The organism is Rathayibacter oskolensis, from assembly GCF_900177245.1.
In the GTDB taxonomy this organism is placed as follows: Bacteria; Actinomycetota; Actinomycetes; order Actinomycetales; family Microbacteriaceae; genus Rathayibacter; species Rathayibacter oskolensis.
This window is the reverse complement of sequence record NZ_FXBM01000001.1, coordinates 1,645,306-1,663,942: the sequence shown is the minus strand read 5'-3', so window position 1 is coordinate 1,663,942 and position 18,637 is coordinate 1,645,306. Positions and strand designations below refer to the sequence as shown.

Sequence of the window (18,637 nt, the reverse complement as noted above, 5' to 3'; positions counted from 1 at the left end):
CGTCAGGTGATCGTAACGGTGCCCGGCGGGCAGCCGCGGCGATTCCGGACCTGCGCGTCACCCGTTCTAGGCTGACGTCGACGGACCGAGGAGAGAAGATGACCGAGTCGCGTGACGCGCAGCACGCGTCGACCCGAGTGGCCCTCCTGCTCGCCGATGTGTCCGCGGAGCTCGTCCGCCGGGGTGTCGACGATCAGGCACTCGCGGAGCTCCGCCGACCGCGCGCCTTCCTCGGCTTCCGCCGCGCACCCGTGATGGCGCCCGTGACGAGGGCCTGGCGGCTCGGCGTCCTGCTGCTCGAGCGCGACGGGGGACTCTTCGCGACGGGGTCGGTCACCCGCGCCGTCGCTCCCCTCCATGCGAACAACCAGTCCGAGTCGCAGGAGGCGCGGAGGGAGATCCGGCGCGCGGCCTTCGACGGACCGTTCCGCGAGGGCGAGATCGTGAACTACGGCTGGCGCCGACTGTCGATCGACGCCGAGGGCCTGCTGGCCGGTCAGGAGCCGCTCGCGCTCCGGGGGAGCGAGGTCCTCGTCCGCTGGGCGCCGGGCCTCGGAGACCAGGGGCTGATGCCTCTCGACCGCTACCTCGCCGATCGGATGGAGCTGATGGGCGCCCGCGAGGGCTAGCGACCGCTCGCGGTCACTCCTCCTCGGCCACCGGGTGGAACCACGGCGGGTAGACCGCGACGCGCGGCGACGCGGGGCTGTCCTCGAACAGCGCCTTGACCTTGTTTCGGGCCGTGACCGACGGCACGCCGACGACGGCGATCTCCTCGAGCGGGAACCGGTCGGGCACGAGCGCCTCCGCGCTGCGCAGCGCCGGCTCGTCGACGAGGAGTCGCGCGAAGGTGCGCACGAGGGCGTCGCCCTCGGTGAAGCGGGTGAGGACGTGGGAGGCGTCGCCGTCGCTCAGGACGGGAGCCGAGGCCAGCGAGCCGACGAGCACGACGTACTGCGACGCGGTGGTGCCCTGCGCGCGGGGGGACCAGTGCGGCGCGACCCGCTCGCCGCGCAGGTCGGCCCACAGAGCGGCGTCGGGGGAGAGGAAGAAGGGCACGAAGGCGGCGACGCTCGCGCCGTCCTTGACCTGCACCGCACGCCGGTGCTCGCGGGTGGTCTCGGCGCTCACGTCGATCGCGGGGCGCTCGGTCAGGTGCTGGTCGGCGATCAGGGCGCCGGAGGCGACGATCGCCGCGAGGTTGTCCATGTGGGTCACGTGGTAGATGCGCTGCGCAGCGATGTCGACCTTGGGCAGGGGCTTCTCGCGCGCCGTGCCCCTCGCCGCGGCCCTGGCCGTCGCCGCGCGGGAGGTCCCGGGGACGCGCGCGGGGGTGCGCGTGCTGCGCCCCACGGGCTCGGGGAGCTTGGCGGGGGAGCAGACGTCGCAGAGCGCGATGTCGAGGCCGTGGATGCATTCGGTGGGCACTCTGGATTCCTTCTGCGCTCGGTCTCGGGGTTCCGGCGCAAGAACGACGTTACGCGACCACGGGGTGCTCGCGCGGTTCAGGCGGCGATCCGCGGACCGGGGACCGGGAGCCGCCGGGCATCGGCTGGGAGCGGGGCCGGGGTGCGGGGGCGCCGCGTAGCGTGGACGGCATGAAGCGCGCAGTGCCCGCCGAGGGCCAGGAATCGGTCTGGGACTACCCGAGGCCGCCGAGGGTCGAGCCGACCTCCGAGCACGTGGTCGTGCGTCTGGGCGGCGTGGTGGTCGCGGAGTCGCGGGCCTCGTTCCGCGTCCTCGAGACCAGCCATCCGCCCGTCTACTACCTGCCCCGCGGCGACTTCGGCGACGGCGTCCTCTCGCCGGCGCCCGGCCGCAGCATCTGCGAGTTCAAGGGTGCGGCGTCGTACCTGTCGGTCCAGGGCGGCGGGGTCGTCGCCGAGGCGGCCGGATGGATGTATCCGGAGCCTCTGCCCGGCTTCGAGATCCTGCGCGGCACGATCGCGCTGTACCCCGGGCGGATGGACTCGTGCACCGTCGACGGCGAGCCCGTGGAGCCGCAGCCCGGCGACTTCTACGGCGGCTGGATCACCTCCCGTGTCGTCGGCCCGTTCAAGGGCGCGCCGGGCACGATGTTCTGGTGACGCCCGCGGGCCCGCGCGCGATCTGAAGGCTCTCGTGCGGTCTGCAGGCGATCGAGGGTCACCGCCGACGATCCGGCGGAGGAGAGCGCTCTTCCGTCGGCATCGCCTGCGGATCGCACCTCCGCCGCCGTCGTAACGCCGGGTAACGCCCCACCGGCGCGTCCTCCTCCCGTGCCACTGTGGTGCGCGCCGGAGACCGGCGGCGAGGAGGCGGATGACCATGGACGCGGACGACGCGCGCGACGAGAGCCGGTGGGGCTTCTCGACCCGGCAGCTGCACGCGGGAGGCGCGGAAGACCCTCTCCAGGCGCGGCGCACCCCGATCTACCTCACCGCGGGCTTCAGCTTCGACTCGTTCGACCAGGCCCGCGACCGCTTCGCCGGCGCCGACGGCTACACCTACACCCGGGTCGGCAACCCGACGACGGAGGCGGTCGAGCGCCGCATCGCCGCGCTCGAGGGCGGGCGCGACGCCCTCCTGGTCGGCAGCGGGCAGGCCGCCGTCTCGGTCGCGCTCCTCACGCTGGCCTCGGCCGGCGACCACGTGGTCGCCGCCGCGAGCCTGTACGAGGGAACGCGGAACCTCCTGCTCGAGAACCTCGCGCGGCTCGGCATCACGACGACCTTCGTCGAGGAGGCCGACGACGCGCAGGCCTGGGCCCGAGCGATGACGCCGCGCACCCGCGCCGTGCTGGTCGAGTCGATCCCGAACCCGCGCAACGACGTCATCGACGTCCGCCTGGTCGCCGAGGTCGCCCACAACGCGGGCGTCCCGCTGGTCGTCGACAACACCTTCGCCACGCCCTACCTCCTCCGGCCGATCGAGCACGGTGCCGACGTGGTCGTGCACTCGGCGAGCAAGTTCCTCGCCGGTCACGGAGCCGTCATCGCCGGTGTGGTCGTCGACGCCGGCCGCTTCGACTGGCGCCAGCCGGGCGAGCGGTTCCCGCATCTGGCCGGGGTGGCCGGCGACGGTGCCTTCCTCGCCTACGCGCGCGACGTCGTCGCGGGGCGGATGGGTCCGACGGTCTCGCCACTGACGTCCTTCCTGCTCGAGCAGGGACTCGAGACGCTCTCGCTGCGGGTCCGCCACCAGTCGCGCAGCGCGCTCCTGATCGCGCGCTGGCTCGAGGGCCGCCCTGAGGTCGAGAGCGTCGACTACAGCGGACTCGCCTCGAGCCCGTCGCACGCGCTGGCGCAGCGCTACCTGCCGCTCGGCCAGGGGTCGGTCTTCTCGTTCACGCTCCGCGGCGGTGTGGAGGCTGCGCGGCGCTTCTCGGACGCGCTCCGGATCTTCACGCGGATGACGCACCTCGGCGACGTCCGCTCGCTCGTCCTGCATCCGGCCTCGACGACGCACACCGGGCGCACCTCCGAGCAGCTGGCGGCGGCGGGCATCGGCCCGGGACTCCTGCGGTTGTCGATCGGCATCGAGGATCTCGAGGATCTGCTGGCCGACCTCGAGCGGGGCCTCGCCGCCGTGTCCGCCGTCGGCCCGCTCGAGCTCGCGGAGGCGTCGTGAGCCGGCCGCAGCACTTCGCCTGGTTCCTCTCGCGCGGCTTCGGCCCGCAGGCGTGGGGGCAGCCGAACTGGGACTGGGACCGCTCGTGGACCGAGCCGGAGCTCTACCGCCAGAGCGCACGCGAACTCGAGCAGGCCGGCTTCGACCTCGTGATCATCGAGGACGCCCTCTCGCTCGGGAACGCGAGCACACTCGACCTCCGGGTGCGCAGAGCCTACGGCGGCCCCAAGCACGACCCGATGATGCTCGCTCCCTACCTCTTCGAGGCCACGCAGACGCTGGGAGTCGCTCCCACCGTGAATCCGATGGCCTACAGCCCCTACCAGGCGGCGCGCCAGTTCGCGACGCTCCAGCATCTCAGCGGAGGGCGCCTCGGGCTCAACGTCGTGACCGACGTGGGCAGCAGTCGTCACTTCGGGTTCGAACCGCTCGCCCACGACGCCGCCTACGATCGCGCGCACGAGTGGCTCGACTCGATCCGAGAGCTCTGGCACAGCTGGGACGACGGTGCGCTGATCCGCGACGCGGCGTCGGGGCGCTTCGCCGACGGCACCCGACTGCGACCGGTGCGGCACCGCGGTGCGCACTTCGTCTTCGACGGGCCGTTGAACGCCCTGCCGTTCGAGGGAGGCGATCCCGTCATCGTCTCGCCCGGAGGATCGCCTCGCGGGATCGACTTCGCCGGCGCGCAGTCCGAGATCCAGCTGGCACTGGCCTCGCTCGACACCGCCACCGTGCGCTCGTACCGCGAGCGCGCCAGGGCGGCCGCGGCCGCTCACGGCCGCGACCCCGACGACCTCACGATCCTGTTCGTCGTCAAGCCCGTCGTGGTCTCGAGCAGGGAGGAGGCCGAGCGCCTCGTCGCCGCCTCGGCCCATCCCGACGAGGAGGCGCTGCTCGCCATCGCCGCCGCGCAGTCCAGCGATCTCGAGACCGACCTGACCGCGCTCGATCTCGACCGCCCGATCGACCCCTCCGTCTTCGGCGAGCACGTGTCGCGCGGCAGCATCGCCGGTCTCTACGGCGGAGCGGACGCGGACGCCCCGCTGCGCGAACTACTCACGGCGAAGGCGCGGCTGGGGTTGATCGCCGACCGACGCGGAGTCGTCGGCACGGCGGAGGAGGTCGCCGACTTCGTCCAGGAGCTCGGCGACGACGCCGACAACGACGGCATCGCCTTCTCGGGCGACTTCCATCCGGTCACGCTGCACCGGATGCTCGACGACCTCGTGCCGATCCTCCGGCGCCGGGGGATCCTCCGTCGCGACCACCCGGGCGGCGGGCTGCGAGGGAGCCTGGCGCGGTTCTGACCCGTCAGACCGGAGCAGGCGGCTCGAGTGCCGCGCGCGCCGCCTCGACCCCCTCGACCTCGAGCGACCAGTCGGGTCGGCGGAAGTCCGCGGCGCTCAGTCGGAACCGCGTCTCCTCCACAGCCGCGCCGTCGGCTCCGACCGTGCGCTGCGTGCCGTTCGGCCGGTAGCCCAGCGCCGTCGAGACACCGATCGAGGCCGTGTTCCACTCCAGTGCGCTGCTCTCCGCCACCTCGGCGCCGAGGTGGTCGAAGGCGAACACGAGCACGGCGGCACGCATCTCGCGTCCGAGCCCTCTGCCCTGCGCTCCGCGCGTCAGCCAGGAGCCCGACGACACCGTGCGGGTCGCCGCGAAACGGTCGGCGACGAGGTCCTGGCAGCCGATCACGGCTCCGTCCTCGAGGATCGCGAAGGCGATGCGCCAGGAGTCGGCGGTCGTGGCAGCGCGCAGCGACCAGTGGTAGCGCGCGAGGTCCGCGGGGAGCCTCTCGGGCGGCGCCTCCGCCCAGGGAGAGGGGAACGGCGAGCGCCCCGGCTCGTGGATCCCCGCCGAAGCGGCGGCCGCCAGAGCGGGCAGATCGTCGTCGCGGACCGGATGCAGTTCGAGCCGCGGGGTGCGCAGGACGAGCGAGAAGAGGGGCCAGACACTCGAGGGATCGCTCATCCGACGACGCTAGCGAACCGGATGCCGTCGCCGCGTCGGCAGCTGTGCCGGTGGCGGGACTCGAACCCGCACGCCCTCTCGGACAGAGCATTTTGAGTGCCCCGCGTCTGCCATTCCGCCACACCGGCGCACAACAAGCCCGTTGAGAATACCGTAGGCTCTCCGGCGTGACAGACCAGGAACCCACGTCGACCGCACCCCGCCGGGTCGTCGTCGCCGAAGACGAATCGCTCATCCGCATGGACATCGTGGAGATCCTCCGCGACAACGGCTTCGAGGTCGTCGGTGAGGCCGGAGACGGCGAGACGGCCGTGGCCCTCGCCACCGAGCTCCGCCCCGACCTGGTCATCATGGACGTCAAGATGCCCCAGCTCGACGGCATCTCGGCCGCCGAGCGTCTCTCGAAGGCGCACATCGCCCCGGTCGTCCTCCTCACGGCGTTCAGCCAGAAGGAGCTCGTCGAGCGCGCCAGCGAGGCCGGTGCTCTCGCCTACGTCGTGAAGCCGTTCACCCCGAACGATCTGCTGCCCGCGATCGAGATCGCGCTGTCCCGCTACGCCCAGATCATCACCCTCGAGGCCGAGGTCGCCGACATGGTCGAGCGCTTCGAGACCCGCAAGCTCGTCGACCGCGCCAAGGGCCTGCTCAACGAGAAGATGGGCCTCACCGAGCCCGAGGCGTTCCGCTGGATCCAGAAGGCGTCGATGGACCGTCGCCTGACCATGCACGACGTCGCTCAGGCGATCATCGAGCAGCTGAGCCCCAAGAAGTAGGTCCGTTTCAGCGGATCACGGCCAGAGGCGGGTGCGCTCCCACGCGGAGGCGCCCGCCTCCGTCGTTCCCGGGCGGTACTCGAGCCGGACGTGGTCCTGCTCGGCGGCTGTCGAACCCTGCCAGAACTCGATCCGCTCGGGGACGACGCGGTAGACGGCCCAGTCGCGGTCCAGCGTCGCGGGCGAGCAGCCCACGGCGACGCTCGTCTGCAGGGTGACCAGGCCGAAGTCGGCGGAGCTGCGCATCGGCTCGCTCTGGCGGCCGACGAGCAGGGCGGTGCGCGCCGCCTCGGACCGACGGCGGAAGTCGTCGGCCGATTCGTCGGCGGTGCCCCTCTCGGCGCGGCCCTCGACTCGGACCTGGCGTCCCTGCACAGGCCAGAAGAACGTGAGCGACGCGTGCGGGTTCTCGGCCATCGCCCGGCCCTTCGGGCTGGAGGCGTGCGTCGAGAACGCCCAGCCGCGCTCGTCGACGTCGCGCAGCACGAGCACGCGCGCCGTGACGTCCCCCTCCTCGTCGGCGGTCGACAGCGTCGCGCCGTGGGGGAGCAGCTGCCCGGCCGCCGCCGCCTCCTCGAGCCACTGCGAGAACAGCTCGACGGGGTCGGTCGGCGCCGCCTCCGCGTCGAAGGCGGGCAGCTCGGACGGCATGGACGGCATCGAACGCAGCAGATCACGGAAGGTCACGTCCCGAGCCTAGGTCGCCCCCGACACCCCGTCCCGGGCTTGCGCACTCAAGAAATCACTGTCGCCGACGATCCATCCGAATCCGAGCGTGCGCCGTCACACCAGCCGAGTTCCACGAGGCGAACCGGGAGAACGCGTGTCAGCGTTCTCCCGTAGCCGTTCGCGACCCGCTCCACTCACCGCAACCACCTCGCACAGCCGACTGCGCCGCGGCGGGCGGGCACCGCCGCGTCCGATGGCGCCGCGACTGCGCCGCGGCGGGCGGGGACCGCCGCGTCCGATGGCGCCGCGACTGCGCCGCGGCGGGCGGGGAGCGCCGCGGTCAGCGGCTCCGGATGATGTTCGTGATGCGGACCGTCGAGAGGCGGCGCCCCTCCTCGTCTCGGATCACGATCTCGTGGGTGACGAGGGTCGAGCCCAGGTGGATCGCGTCGCAGGTGCCGATGACGAAGCCCGAGCGGGTCGAGCGGCTGTGACTCGCGTTCAGCTCGATGCCCATCGCGATCCGGCCCTCGCCGGCGTGGACGTTCGCGGCGATCGAGCCCATCGACTCCGCGAGCACCACGTGCGCGCCTCCGTGCAGGATGCCGAACGGCTGACGGTTGCCTTCGACGGGCATCGAGGCGACGGAGTGCTCGGGGGTGAGCTCGTGCCAGACGATGCCCATGGTGTCGGCGAGCTCGCCTCCGCCGCGGCCTATCGAGGCGACCAGATCGAGCGCGGGCGGGCGGCTCCAGACGGTGTCGCGGGGCTCGGGATCGGTCACGGTACTCCTTGTTCTGGAGCCTCGCGCGGGCCTCGGCCAGCGGGTGCAGCGGGCCGGATCCCGTGTCGGAGGCGCTGTGTAGTCTGGCCCTGTGTCAGATCCGGATCAGCCTACCCTCCTGCTCGTCGACGGTCATTCGCTGGCCTTCCGGGCGTTCTACGCGCTTCCGGTCGACAGTTTCCAGACCCGTGACGGGCAGCACACCAACGCGATCCACGGCTTCCTGTCGATGCTGATCCTGCTGCTCAAGAACGAGAAGCCCACGCACCTCGGCGTCGCCTTCGACATCTCCCGCTACTCCTTCCGCACCCGCGAGTACCCCGAGTACAAGGGCACCCGCGGAGAGACCCCTCCCGAGTTCAAGGGCCAGGTCCCTCTTCTCGAGGAGGCGCTGCACGCGATGAACATCCGGACCGTCTCGAAGGAGGACTTCGAGGCCGACGACATCCTCGCGACACTGGCGAAGCAGGGCGCCGAGGCCGGGTTCCGGGTGCTCGTCGTCTCGGGAGACCGCGACACCATCCAGCTCGTCACCCCCGAGGTCACCCTGCTCTACCCGTCCACCCAGGGCGTCTCGCAGCTCACCCGCTACGACCGCGACAAGGTGTTCGAGAAGTACGGTGTCGAGCCGCACCAGTACCCCGAGATCGCCGCCCTCGTCGGCGAGACCAGCGACAACCTGCCCGGAGTCGACAAGGTCGGCCCGAAGACGGCCGCCAAGTGGGTCAACCAGTACGGCACCGTGGCCGACATCATCGCCCACGCCGACGAGATCAAGGGCGTCGTCGGCGAGAAGCTGCGCGAGCAGAAGGAGAACGCGCTCCGCAACCGCCGACTCAACCGCCTCGTCACCGACGTCGAGCTGCCGCTGGGTCCCGCCGATCTCGATCGCCGCCCGATCGACGTCGACGCCGTCCGCGAGATCTTCAGCCGACTCGAGTTCAAGACTCTGCAGGAGCGGGTGCTCACGATCGCAGCCGAGGAGGGCGTCGAGGGTGCGGCCTCCGCGCTGGCCGGCGACACCGTCGTGACCGCCGCTCCCGCCGTGCGCACCCTCGTCGACGAGGAGCTCGCGCACTGGCTCGACCGCGTCTCGACCAGGGGGACGACGCCGGTGGCCGTGCAGGTGCAGGTCGGAGTCGACGGGCTCGACGGGCTCGGCCTCGCGACCGAGACCGAGTCGGCATTCGTCCCGTGGGCCGCCGGCCGCCCCGACTACACCGCGCTCGAGGAGTGGCTCGCGAGCGAGGCGCCCAAGGTCTTCGCCGACGCCAAGCCGCAGGTCAAGGCGCTGCGCCGTGCCGGGCTGAGCGTCTCCGGTCTCGCCTTCGACACGAGGGTCGCGGCCTACCTCCTGCAGCCCACCGGTCACGCGGCGACCCTGCCGGCGCAGACCGCGCAGTACCTCGACGAGACGATGGCCCAGGGCGACCCCGATCAGCTCGTGCCGAGCGTGGAGCCGATCGGTCCGGCGACCGAGGCCTGGTACGCCTTCCGTCTGGTCGCCCCGCTCACCGAGCTGCTCGGCGAGGGCATGCTCTCGGTGCTCGTCGACATCGAGCTGCCCATCGTCCAGGTGCTCGCGACGATGGAGCTCACGGGCGTCGCGATCGACTCCGCGGTGCTCGCGCGCCTCCGGGGCGAGCTGACGACCACCGCCGCCGAGCTGGCGAGCCGGGCGTTCGCCGAGATCGGGCACGAGATGAACCTCGGCTCGCCGAAGCAGCTGCAGCAGGTGCTCTTCGAGGAGCTCGCCATGCCGAAGACCCGGGCGACCAAGACCGGGTACACGACCGACGCCTCCGCGCTCGCCGATCTGCAGGACTCGCATCCGCACCCGTTCCTCGGCCTCCTGCTCGAGCACCGCGATGCGACGAAGCTCAAGCAGATCATCGAGACGCTCGAGAAGTCGGTCACCGCCGACGGGCGGATCCACACCAGCTACGACCAGACCGGGACGGCGACGGGACGCATCTCGTCGAACGACCCGAACCTCCAGAACATCCCAGTGCGCAGCGAGGTCGGCCGCCGCATCCGCACCGCCTTCGTGCACAGCCGCGAGGCGAGCACGCTGCTCACGGCCGACTACTCGCAGATCGAGATGCGGATTATGGCGCACCTCTCGGGCGACGCCGGTCTCATCGAGGCCTTCCACAGCGGAGAGGACCTGCACCGCTTCGTCGGTGCCCGGATCTTCGGCGTCGAACCGGCCGATGTCACCTCGGCGATGCGCAACAAGGTGAAGGCGATGTCCTACGGTCTCGCATACGGCCTCAGCGCCTTCGGGCTGTCGAAGCAGCTGCGGATCTCGAGCGCCGAGGCCAAGCAGCTGATGACCGACTACTTCGTGCGCTTCGGAGCGGTGCGCGACTACCTGCGCACCGTCGTCGAGGAGGCGCGCGAGACCGGCTACACCGAGACGATCTTCGGGCGCCGCCGGCCCTTCCCCGATCTGCAGAGCGCCAACCGCGTCCTCCGCGACAACGCGGAGCGGGCGGCGCTCAACTCTCCCATCCAGGGGTCGGCCGCCGACATCATGAAGCTCGCCATGATCGGTGTCCAGGCCGACATCGACGAGCAGGGGCTCGGCTCCCGCATGCTCCTGCAGGTGCACGACGAGCTCATCTTCGACGTCGCACCCGGAGAGGAGGAGGCGCTCGAGAGCGTCGTGCGCGGTCGCATGGCCGGTGCGGTCGAGCTCCGCGTCCCCCTCGAGGTCCAGGTCGGCCACGGCGCCGACTGGGACGACGCCGCGCACTGACCCCGCGCCGAGTGGGCCTGGCTAGGCTCGGGCGCATGACCTCCGACACCCCCCGTCAGCCGACCGCCGTCGATCTCGTCGCCGAGCGCTGGGTCGACACGCTGGTCGAGCTCGACCCCACCATCGGCACCTACATCGGGCGGGTGGAGTCGAGCGGTCGCCTCGGCGATCTGTCACCGGAGGGTCGCGCCCGGTCACGGGATGCGGTGGCGGCCGCGCTGACCGAGCTCGAGAGCGCGGTCCCGGTCGACGCGGTCGATCGCGTCACGGTCGCCGACCTCGGCTCGGAGCTCCGCCTCACGCTCGAGGCCCACGACGCCCAGCTGCCGCTGCGCGATCTCAACGTCATCGCCTCCCCGCCCCAGGAGCTGCGCGACGTCTTCGATCTCATGCCCACCGACGAGGTCGCCGACTGGGAGGCCGTCGCCGACCGGCTGCACGCCGTCCCCGCCGCCGTGGCGGGCTACACCGAGACGCTGCGGGAGGGCATCCGGTCGGGAGTGGTGCCCGCCGTCCGCCAGGTGCGGCTCGTCGCCGAGCAGTCCGACGCCATCGCGGCGCCGCGCGGTTTCTTCGCCGGCCTCGCGGCAGAGGCGGCGCCCTCCTCCGGCTCCCTGCCCGCCTCGCTCGCCACCCGACTCGAGGAGGGCGCTCGTCGTGCCGGTGCGGCCTACGGGGGCCTCGCGGCCTTCCTCCGCGGCGAGCTCGCCCCGGTCGCGGGCACGGAGGACGCTGTCGGCCGCGAGCTGTACGCCCTGCAGTCCCGCCGCTTCCTCGGCGCCGTCGTCGACCTCGACGAGACCTACGAGTGGGGGATCGAGGAGCTCGCGCGGATGACCGCCGAGCAGGAGGCGATCGCGCGCGAGATCCTGCCTGGGGCGTCCGTCGCCGAGGCGATCGCGCACCTCGACCGTGATCCGTCCCGCACGCTGCACGGAGTCGACGCGCTGCAGCGGTGGATGCAGGAGACCAGCGACCGGGCCGTCGCCGAGCTCGCCGGCACCGCCTTCGACATCCCCGCCGAGCTCCGCCGGCTCGAGTGCCTCATCGCTCCGACGCACGAGGGCGGGATCTACTACACCGGGCCGAGCGACGACTTCGCGCGACCGGGGCGGATGTGGTGGTCGGTCCCCGAGGGCGTGACCGAGTTCGCGACCTGGCGCGAGCTGACGACGGTCTACCACGAGGGCGTGCCCGGCCATCACCTGCAGGTGGGGCAGGCGGTCGTCAATCGCGCGCGGCTGAACACGTGGCGTCGGCAGCTCGCCGGCAGCTCGGGGCACGCCGAGGGCTGGGCGCTCTACGCGGAGCGGCTGATGGAGGGCTTCGGCTACCTGGACGACCCGGCCGACCGGCTCGGGATGCTCGACGGCCAGCGGATGCGCGCCGCGCGCGTCGTGGTCGACATCGGCGTGCACCTGCGCAAGCGCCTGCCCGGCTCGACCGAGGTGTGGAGCGCGGAGTCCGCGCTGGCGTTCATGCGCGCGAACGTGAACATGGACGACGCCTTCATCCGCTTCGAGGTGAACCGCTACCTGGGCTGGCCCGGTCAGGCGCCCTCGTACAAGATCGGGCAGCGGATCTGGGAGGAGCTGCGCGACGAGGCTGCGGCCCGCGAGGGCGCGGCGTTCTCGCTCGCGGGCTTCCACCGCCGGGCGCTCGACCTCGGCGGGGTCGGTCTCGACACACTGCGGGCGAGCCTCGCGAGCTGAGACCGGGCGCGGCGGGAACCGCACGAGCGACGCCTCCGATCGGGGCCCGCGGAGATTGCCACCACCCTCCCGGGTTAGGTAGTCTTGAACGTCACGTTCGTGGCGCCGCCGTGCCCACGGTGAGCGACGAGGCCCCGGATCACAGCCCGGGGCGTCCGAGTGTCACCCTCTGCCCCGGCACATCCCCTCACCTCCGCGGTGATCCCCATCAGGCATGCCTCACGGCCCGCCGGTGGTCGCCGCCCGACATCCATCCATCCTGGAGCATCCCTTAATGACAACCGCAACGACCGAAAAGGCAACCAAGCAGGTCGCGATCAACGACATCGGGTCTGCTGAAGACTTTCTTGCCGCGGTCGAAAAGACTCTGAAGTTCTTCAACGACGGAGACCTCATCGAAGGCACCGTCGTGAAGATCGACCGCGACGAGGTCCTCCTCGACGTCGGATACAAGACCGAGGGCGTCATCCCCTCGCGTGAGCTCTCCATCAAGCACGACGTCGACCCCTCCGAGGTCGTCAACGTGGGCGACAGCGTCGAAGCCCTCGTCCTGCAGAAGGAGGACAAGGAGGGTCGCCTGATCCTCTCGAAGAAGCGTGCGCAGTACGAGCGCGCATGGGGCGACGTCGAGAAGATCAAGGAGTCCGACGGTGTCGTCACCGGTTCGGTCATCGAGGTCGTCAAGGGCGGGCTCATCGTCGACATCGGCCTCCGCGGCTTCCTCCCTGCCTCGCTCATCGAGCTGCGCCGGGTCCGCGACCTCACGCCGTACCTCGGCCAGGAGATCGAGGCCAAGATCCTCGAGCTCGACAAGAACCGCAACAACGTGGTCCTGTCGCGTCGCGCGCTCCTCGAGCAGACGCAGTCCGAGAGCCGCACCACGTTCCTGAACAACCTGCACAAGGGTCAGGTCCGCAAGGGTGTCGTGTCGTCGATCGTCAACTTCGGTGCGTTCGTCGACCTCGGCGGCGTCGACGGTCTCGTCCACGTCTCCGAGCTCTCCTGGAAGCACATCGAGCACGCCTCCGAGGTCGTCGAGGTGGGCCAGGAGGTCACCGTCGAGATCCTCGAGGTCGACCTCGACCGCGAGCGCGTGTCGCTCTCGCTCAAGGCGACCCAGGAGGACCCGTGGCAGGTCTTCGCCCGCACCCACGCGATCGGTCAGGTCGCACCGGGCAAGGTCACGAAGCTGGTCCCGTTCGGTGCCTTCGTCCGCGTCGCGGACGGCATCGAGGGCCTCGTCCACATCTCGGAGCTCTCGGGGAAGCACGTCGAGCTCGCCGAGCAGGTCGTGTCGGTCGGTGAAGAGGTGTTCGTCAAGGTCATCGACATCGACCTCGACCGCCGCCGCATCTCGCTCTCGCTCAAGCAGGCGAACGAGAACATCGACCCCGAGGGCACCGAGTTCGACCCGGCGCTCTACGGCATGGCCACCGAGTACGACGACCAGGGGAACTACAAGTACCCCGACGGCTTCGACCCGGAGACCAACGAGTGGCGCGAGGGCTTCGAGTCGCAGCGCGAGGCCTGGGAGCAGGACTACGCCGCGGCGCAGGCCCGCTGGGAGGCCCACAAGGCTCAGGTCGCCAAGTCGCAGGAGGAGGCGGCCACCGTCTCCGAGGGCGTCTCGGTCGGCGGCGGCTTCACCAACGAGTCGACCGGAGCCGGCACCCTCGCCGACGACGAGTCGCTCGCCGCGCTCCGCGAGAAGCTCTCCTCGAGCAACTGATCGAGTGCACGCACACGAACGGCCGGTCCCCTCGGGGGCCGGCCGTTCGGCGTTCCCCCCTCCGGCACCCCGGCTGAGTAGGGTGTGCGCGTGCATCTCGTAGCCCTGACCGGAGGCATCGCCTCCGGCAAGTCGACCGTCGCCCGCCGTCTCGCCGAGCACGGAGCGGTGGTCGTCGACGCCGACGTGCTGGCCCGCGAGGTCGTCGAGCCCGGGGAGCCGGCCCTGCAGGCGATCGTGGAGCGGTTCGGCCCGGCGATGCTGCGAACCGACGGGTCCCTCGACCGGGCGGCCCTCGGCACGGTCGTCTTCGCCGACGCCTCTGCGCGGGCCGATCTGAACGCGATCACGCATCCGGCCGTGGGGGAGCGCTCGAAGCGGCTGTTCGCCGAAGCCGAGGAGGCCGACCCGGACGCCGTCGTCGTCTACGACGTCCCTCTGCTGGCCGAGGGACGCGGAGCGGAGGAGTTCGACGAGGTGGTCGTCGTGCACGCGCCGGAGTCGACGCGCGTCCAGCGCCTCGTGGCGCTGCGAGGCATGTCCGAGCCGGAGGCGCGCGCCCGCGTCGGCGCGCAGGCGACCGACGAGCAGCGGCTCTCCCTCGCCGACGTCGTCGTCGACTCCTCCGGAACCCTCGACGAGACGCTGGCCCGGACCGACGCGCTCTGGGAGCACCTGCGCGGGTCCTGAGGGACTGGGGCCGACGATCAGCAGTCGTCCGTAGGGTAGGGAGTCGCGTCAGGGACACCCAGGAGGATGACCGCATGAGCCCCCACGGACCTGGTAGGCCCGCCTCGGATTCGCGCCGGATCCTCCTCGCAGCAGGCGCCGGCGCCGTCCTCGGAGCGGGCGCCCTGGCAGCCAGAGGCTCTTCGCCGATACCGGATCCGATCGTGCGACCAGCCGGGACGTCCCGCGTCGTGGACGTCCACGACTACATCGACCCCTCGGCACCGCCCGGCGCCGCGCGGGACACCGCTGCGTGGAAAGCGGCGCTCACCGCGGCAGCGATTCCGGATGAGGGCGTGACCCCGGAGGAGCACCACGCTGTCGTCACCGCGTACGGAGGAAGCTTCACCGTCGAGGAGACGCTCTCGTGGGACACGCGGATCAGCATCGACGGGCACTGCGAGATCGTGAACTCGGGTCCCGGCTTCCTCCTGGAGACGACCAGCCCTGTCGTGCAGAAGACCGGCGCAGGATTCACACGGCAGCATCAGACGGTCCTCAGCAATCTGCATCTCGTCGGCGATGGCACGAACAGCGGCGTCGCCATCGGCGCGGAGCCCCACCTCCGTCAGCCCGGACCGAAGCCCGCCTACCTGACGCTGGTGAACGTGGTCCTCCGCTCCTTCGACACGGCGGTGGAACTCGGATCGCACGCCTACTTGCTCGAGTTCCGCTCATGCTCGATACAGGGGAACCGGATCGGCATCGTGGCGACAAGGGATGCCGTCGACTCCGGCGAGCGGATCTCGATACAGAGCTGCGATCTCACCAGCAACACCCAGAGTGCGATCGAGATCCACGGGGACCAGGAGTTCTTCGTGAACCAGTGCTCGTTCGACACCTTCTCGACCAATCAGAGCCGAGTCGTGAGTGTCGCCCTGGGTCAGATCTACTTCACGAACTGCCATTTCGAGATGCAGATCCCCGACCGCAACGGCTGGTTCGAGCTCACGGGGTGGGGGGCTCTCGTGACACTGACCGACTGCCGATACCTCGTTCGGGGACGAGTGGAGGTCTCGACCGAGGCGCAGTGCGGGCTCATCGAGTTCTCGGGCGCACGAGGACAGCGTGCGGTGATCAGGGGCGGCCAGTTCCAGGGCGGCACGTCGCTCCTGCCTTTCCTCGCTCGCGGCGACGGGACCCTCACAGTCTCCGAGACCTCTTCGCTCCCATCGACCGCGCTCCGCCCTCATTCGGGGGAGCGCGAGCGTGGAATCCTCGATCCGGACGGCGACCGTTCGTCGCTCGCGGACGACTGGGTCACGACCGGGAAGGCGACGGTCAGCGGTGGGGAATCGCCGGTGTCGGGCGTGCGCGCGTTCTCCGTCGGAGACGACACAGGAGTGGGCGCGGTGTACCTGTTCGTGCCCATCGAGCGGGGCGCACGAGTACTGGTCGGGTTGGAGGCGCTCTTCGCCGGGGAGGGCACCGCCGCGGTTGATCTGGGCTTCTCGACAGCTCGCCGCTCGGGCGGACTCGGCAGTCAGTGGTACTCGCGGACGGAGATCGCGGCGTCGGAGAGGTTCGAGTCCTTCCGGCTCGACGGCGCGTACTCGCTGCCCGCACCGGACTGGGCGGTCTTCGTCGTCCTCAGAGTGCGGACCGCGGGGATGGCCGCCGCCGACCGGCTCTTCCTCCGCGATCTGCGGTTCTCGCGACTCTGATCGCTCGTTCGCGGCCAGCGCACGCCGGGTTCCGTGTCGGTGGTCACAGCTACGCTTCGAGCATGGAGCCCACCCGTGCCGTCCACCCCTTCGAGGTCGTCAGCGAGTACAAGCCGAGCGGCGATCAGCCGGCGGCGATCGCCGATCTGAGCGCGCGCATCCGGGCCGGCGAGGCCGACGTGGTGCTGCTCGGCGCGACCGGCACCGGCAAGTCGGCGACCACCGCCTGGCTGGTCGAGGCGGTGCAGCGCCCCACGCTCGTGCTCGCGCACAACAAGACCCTCGCCGCGCAGCTCGCGAACGAGTTCCGCGAGCTGTTCCCGAACAACGCCGTCGAGTACTTCGTCTCCTACTACGACTACTACCAGCCCGAGGCCTACGTCCCCCAGACCGACACCTTCATCGAGAAGGACAGCTCGGTCAACGCCGAGGTCGAGCGGCTCCGGCACTCCACCACGAATTCGCTGCTCAGCCGGCGAGACGTGATCGTCGTCTCCACCGTCTCGTGCATCTACGGCCTCGGGCAGCCCGAGCAGTACCTCGAGGCGATGGTCGCCCTGCAGGTCGGCCAGCGCGTCGACCGCGACCGGCTGATCCGCAAGTTCGTGTCGATGCAGTACGCGCGCAACGACGTCGACTTCGCCCGCGGCACCTTCCGGGTCAGGGGCGACACGATCGAGATCATCCCCATGTACGAGGAGCTCGCGATCCGGATCGAGATGTTCGGCGATGAGATCGAGGCGCTCTACACGCTGCACCCGCTCACGGGCGACATCGTGCGCAAGCTCGAGTCGGTCTCGGTCTTCCCCGGCTCCCACTACGTCGCGAGCCAGGACGTCATGCACCGGGCGATCGACACGATCCAGCAGGAGCTCGAGGTGCGGCTCGCCGACCTCGAGAAGCAGAACAAGCTCCTCGAGGCACAGCGGCTCCGGATGCGGACCACGTTCGACCTCGAGATGATGCAGCAGATCGGCTTCTGCTCGGGCATCGAGAACTACTCGCGCCACATCGACGGCCGGGAGTCGGGCGAGGCGCCGCACTGCCTCCTCGACTACTTCCCCGACGACTTCCTGGTCGTCATCGACGAGTCCCACGTCACGGTCCCGCAGATCGGAGCGATGTACGAGGGGGACGCGTCCCGCAAGCGCACCCTGGTCGAGCACGGCTTCCGCCTGCCCTCGGCCATGGACAACCGACCGCTCAAGTGGGAGGAGTTCAAGCAGCGGGTCGGGCAGACCGTCTACCTGTCGGCGACGCCCGGCCGCTACGAGATGGGCATCGCCGACGGCATCGTCGAGCAGATCATCCGCCCCACCGGTCTGATCGACCCCGAGATCGTCGTCAAGCCGACGAAGGGCCAGATCGACGACCTCCTCGAAGAGATCAAGCGCCGCACTGAGCGCGACGAGCGCGTCCTGGTGACCACTCTGACGAAGAGGATGGCCGAGGAGCTCACCGACTTCCTCACCGAGGCCGGCGTCCGCGTCCGCTACCTGCACTCCGACGTCGACACACTGCGGCGCGTCGAGCTGCTGTCCGAGCTGCGCGCGGGCGTCTACGACGTGCTCGTGGGCATCAATCTCCTCCGCGAGGGCCTCGACCTCCCCGAGGTGTCGCTCGTGGCGATCCTCGACGCCGACAAGGAGGGCTTCCTGCGCTCCTCGACGTCGCTGATCCAGACGATCGGACGCGCGGCCCGCAACGTCTCCGGCGAGGTGCACATGTACGCCGACAAGGTGACCGACTCGATGCGTCTCGCCATCGACGAGACCGACCGTCGGCGAGAGAAGCAGGTCGCCTACAACCTCGAGCACGGGATCGACCCGACTCCGCTGCGTAAGAAGATCGCCGACATCACCGATGCCCTCGCCCGCGAGGGGGCCGACACGGCGAAGCTCCTCGCCGGGCGCGACTCCAAGAAGAAGAGCCCGACCCCCAACCTCCGCCGGCAGGGGCTCGCGGCCAACGGCGGCAACGACCTCGAGGCGATCATCTCCGACCTCAACGGCCAGATGCTGCAGGCGGCGGGCGAGCTCAAGTTCGAGCTCGCGGCGCGCCTGCGCGACGAGGTCCAGGAGCTCAAGCGGGAGCTGCGCCAGATGGAGAAGGCGGGCCACCTCTCCTGATCGCCGCGGGAGCGGCCGCCCGCGACGGGGGCGGCGCCGGGGCCGGAGGAGCGTCCGATCCGCAAGGGCGAGCCGCCGGGATCAGCGCCCAGCGAACGGCCCGG

General features: G+C 70.8%; 15 protein-coding genes and 1 tRNA gene. 11 read left to right on the top strand and 5 right to left on the bottom strand.

Translation table 11 applies throughout. The features are described from left to right. The first annotated feature begins 98 nt into the window (after positions 1 to 98). Positions 99 to 629 carry a hypothetical protein gene (locus B9Y99_RS07935; RefSeq protein ID WP_085475946.1) on the top strand — a complete coding sequence of 177 codons (531 nt, stop codon included), beginning with the start codon at positions 99 to 101 and terminating at the stop codon, positions 627 to 629. 13 nt (positions 630 to 642) lie between these two features. Here B9Y99_RS07935 and B9Y99_RS07930 read toward each other — a convergent pair whose 3' ends face one another. Beyond that, the gene (locus tag B9Y99_RS07930; RefSeq protein ID WP_085475945.1) at positions 643 to 1,428 is read right to left on the bottom strand and encodes a DarT ssDNA thymidine ADP-ribosyltransferase family protein; all 786 of its coding nucleotides are present in this window, start codon (positions 1,426 to 1,428) and stop codon (positions 643 to 645) included. Positions 1,429 to 1,598: 170 nt separating this feature from the next. Between B9Y99_RS07930 and B9Y99_RS07925 the strand changes: the two genes are divergently transcribed. From B9Y99_RS07925 to B9Y99_RS07915, 3 genes are all read left to right on the top strand, one after another. Continuing rightward, entirely contained in the window at positions 1,599 to 2,087 is a 489-nt protein-coding gene (locus B9Y99_RS07925) for a DUF427 domain-containing protein (protein ID WP_085475944.1), read from the top strand. 214 nt (positions 2,088 to 2,301) lie between these two features. Continuing rightward, positions 2,302 to 3,609, top strand: a complete 1,308-nt coding sequence (locus B9Y99_RS07920) for an O-acetylhomoserine aminocarboxypropyltransferase/cysteine synthase family protein (protein ID WP_085475943.1) — start codon at positions 2,302 to 2,304, stop codon at positions 3,607 to 3,609. Further along, complete coding sequence (locus B9Y99_RS07915; RefSeq protein WP_085475942.1) at positions 3,606 to 4,919, top strand: NtaA/DmoA family FMN-dependent monooxygenase; 1,314 nt, start codon at positions 3,606 to 3,608, stop codon at positions 4,917 to 4,919. Before B9Y99_RS07920 ends, B9Y99_RS07915 begins: the two co-directional genes overlap by 4 nt. Positions 4,920 to 4,923: 4 nt before the next feature. Here the strand turns inward: B9Y99_RS07915 and B9Y99_RS07910 are convergent, their stop codons facing one another. Then, complete coding sequence (locus tag B9Y99_RS07910; protein ID WP_085475941.1) at positions 4,924 to 5,583, bottom strand: GNAT family N-acetyltransferase; 660 nt, start codon at positions 5,581 to 5,583, stop codon at positions 4,924 to 4,926. 45 nt (positions 5,584 to 5,628) lie between these two features. Then, a tRNA-Leu gene (locus tag B9Y99_RS07905) sits at positions 5,629 to 5,711 on the bottom strand. A 39-nt stretch (positions 5,712 to 5,750) separates the two neighbouring features. Here B9Y99_RS07905 and B9Y99_RS07900 point away from each other — a divergent pair. After that, positions 5,751 to 6,356 (top strand): ANTAR domain-containing response regulator, encoded by a 606-nt coding sequence (locus tag B9Y99_RS07900; protein WP_056042832.1) that lies wholly within the window; start codon positions 5,751 to 5,753, stop codon positions 6,354 to 6,356. A gap of 15 nt (positions 6,357 to 6,371) precedes the next feature. Here B9Y99_RS07900 and B9Y99_RS07895 read toward each other — a convergent pair whose 3' ends face one another. Then, positions 6,372 to 7,043 carry a pyridoxine/pyridoxamine 5'-phosphate oxidase gene (locus B9Y99_RS07895; RefSeq protein WP_085475940.1) on the bottom strand — a complete coding sequence of 224 codons (672 nt, stop codon included), beginning with the start codon at positions 7,041 to 7,043 and terminating at the stop codon, positions 6,372 to 6,374. Positions 7,044 to 7,365: 322 nt separating this feature from the next. Continuing rightward, positions 7,366 to 7,809, bottom strand: coding sequence for a PaaI family thioesterase (locus B9Y99_RS07890; protein WP_425298475.1), 444 nt, complete (start codon positions 7,807 to 7,809; stop codon positions 7,366 to 7,368). Positions 7,810 to 7,900: 91 nt separating this feature from the next. Between B9Y99_RS07890 and polA the strand changes: the two genes are divergently transcribed. From polA to uvrB, 6 genes are all read left to right on the top strand, one after another. Continuing rightward, positions 7,901 to 10,570: a DNA polymerase I gene (gene polA, locus B9Y99_RS07885; protein ID WP_085475939.1), complete on the top strand. Its 2,670-nt coding sequence runs from the start codon at positions 7,901 to 7,903 to the stop codon at positions 10,568 to 10,570. Between the two features lie 35 nt (positions 10,571 to 10,605). Beyond that, positions 10,606 to 12,282: a DUF885 domain-containing protein gene (locus B9Y99_RS07880; protein WP_085475938.1), complete on the top strand. Its 1,677-nt coding sequence runs from the start codon at positions 10,606 to 10,608 to the stop codon at positions 12,280 to 12,282. Positions 12,283 to 12,556: 274 nt separating this feature from the next. Continuing rightward, positions 12,557 to 14,011, top strand: coding sequence for a 30S ribosomal protein S1 (gene rpsA / locus B9Y99_RS07875; protein WP_085475937.1), 1,455 nt, complete (start codon positions 12,557 to 12,559; stop codon positions 14,009 to 14,011). Positions 14,012 to 14,101: 90 nt separating this feature from the next. Beyond that, positions 14,102 to 14,701: a dephospho-CoA kinase gene (coaE, locus tag B9Y99_RS07870; RefSeq protein ID WP_085476307.1), complete on the top strand. Its 600-nt coding sequence runs from the start codon at positions 14,102 to 14,104 to the stop codon at positions 14,699 to 14,701. Positions 14,702 to 14,931: 230 nt separating this feature from the next. Next, entirely contained in the window at positions 14,932 to 16,404 is a 1,473-nt protein-coding gene (locus B9Y99_RS07865) for a hypothetical protein (RefSeq protein ID WP_085475936.1), read from the top strand. Between the two features lie 62 nt (positions 16,405 to 16,466). Next, complete coding sequence (uvrB, locus tag B9Y99_RS07860) at positions 16,467 to 18,533, top strand: excinuclease ABC subunit UvrB (protein ID WP_085475935.1); 2,067 nt, start codon at positions 16,467 to 16,469, stop codon at positions 18,531 to 18,533. Positions 18,534 to 18,637 lie beyond the last annotated feature (104 nt).

What these genes read in the sequence shown, in the direction of transcription:
- B9Y99_RS07935 (WP_085475946.1), top strand. Translation starts at nt 99, where the DNA reads ATGACCGAGTCGCGTGACGCGCAGCACGCGTCGACCCGAGTGGCCCTC.
- B9Y99_RS07925 (WP_085475944.1), top strand. Translation starts at nt 1,599, where the DNA reads ATGAAGCGCGCAGTGCCCGCCGAGGGCCAGGAATCGGTCTGGGACTAC.
- B9Y99_RS07920 (WP_085475943.1), top strand. Translation starts at nt 2,302, where the DNA reads ATGACCATGGACGCGGACGACGCGCGCGACGAGAGCCGGTGGGGCTTC.
- B9Y99_RS07910 (WP_085475941.1), bottom strand. Translation starts at nt 5,583, where the DNA reads ATGAGCGATCCCTCGAGTGTCTGGCCCCTCTTCTCGCTCGTCCTGCGC.
- B9Y99_RS07880 (WP_085475938.1), top strand. Translation starts at nt 10,606, where the DNA reads ATGACCTCCGACACCCCCCGTCAGCCGACCGCCGTCGATCTCGTCGCC.
- rpsA (WP_085475937.1), top strand. Translation starts at nt 12,557, where the DNA reads ATGACAACCGCAACGACCGAAAAGGCAACCAAGCAGGTCGCGATCAAC.
- uvrB (WP_085475935.1), top strand. Translation starts at nt 16,467, where the DNA reads ATGGAGCCCACCCGTGCCGTCCACCCCTTCGAGGTCGTCAGCGAGTAC.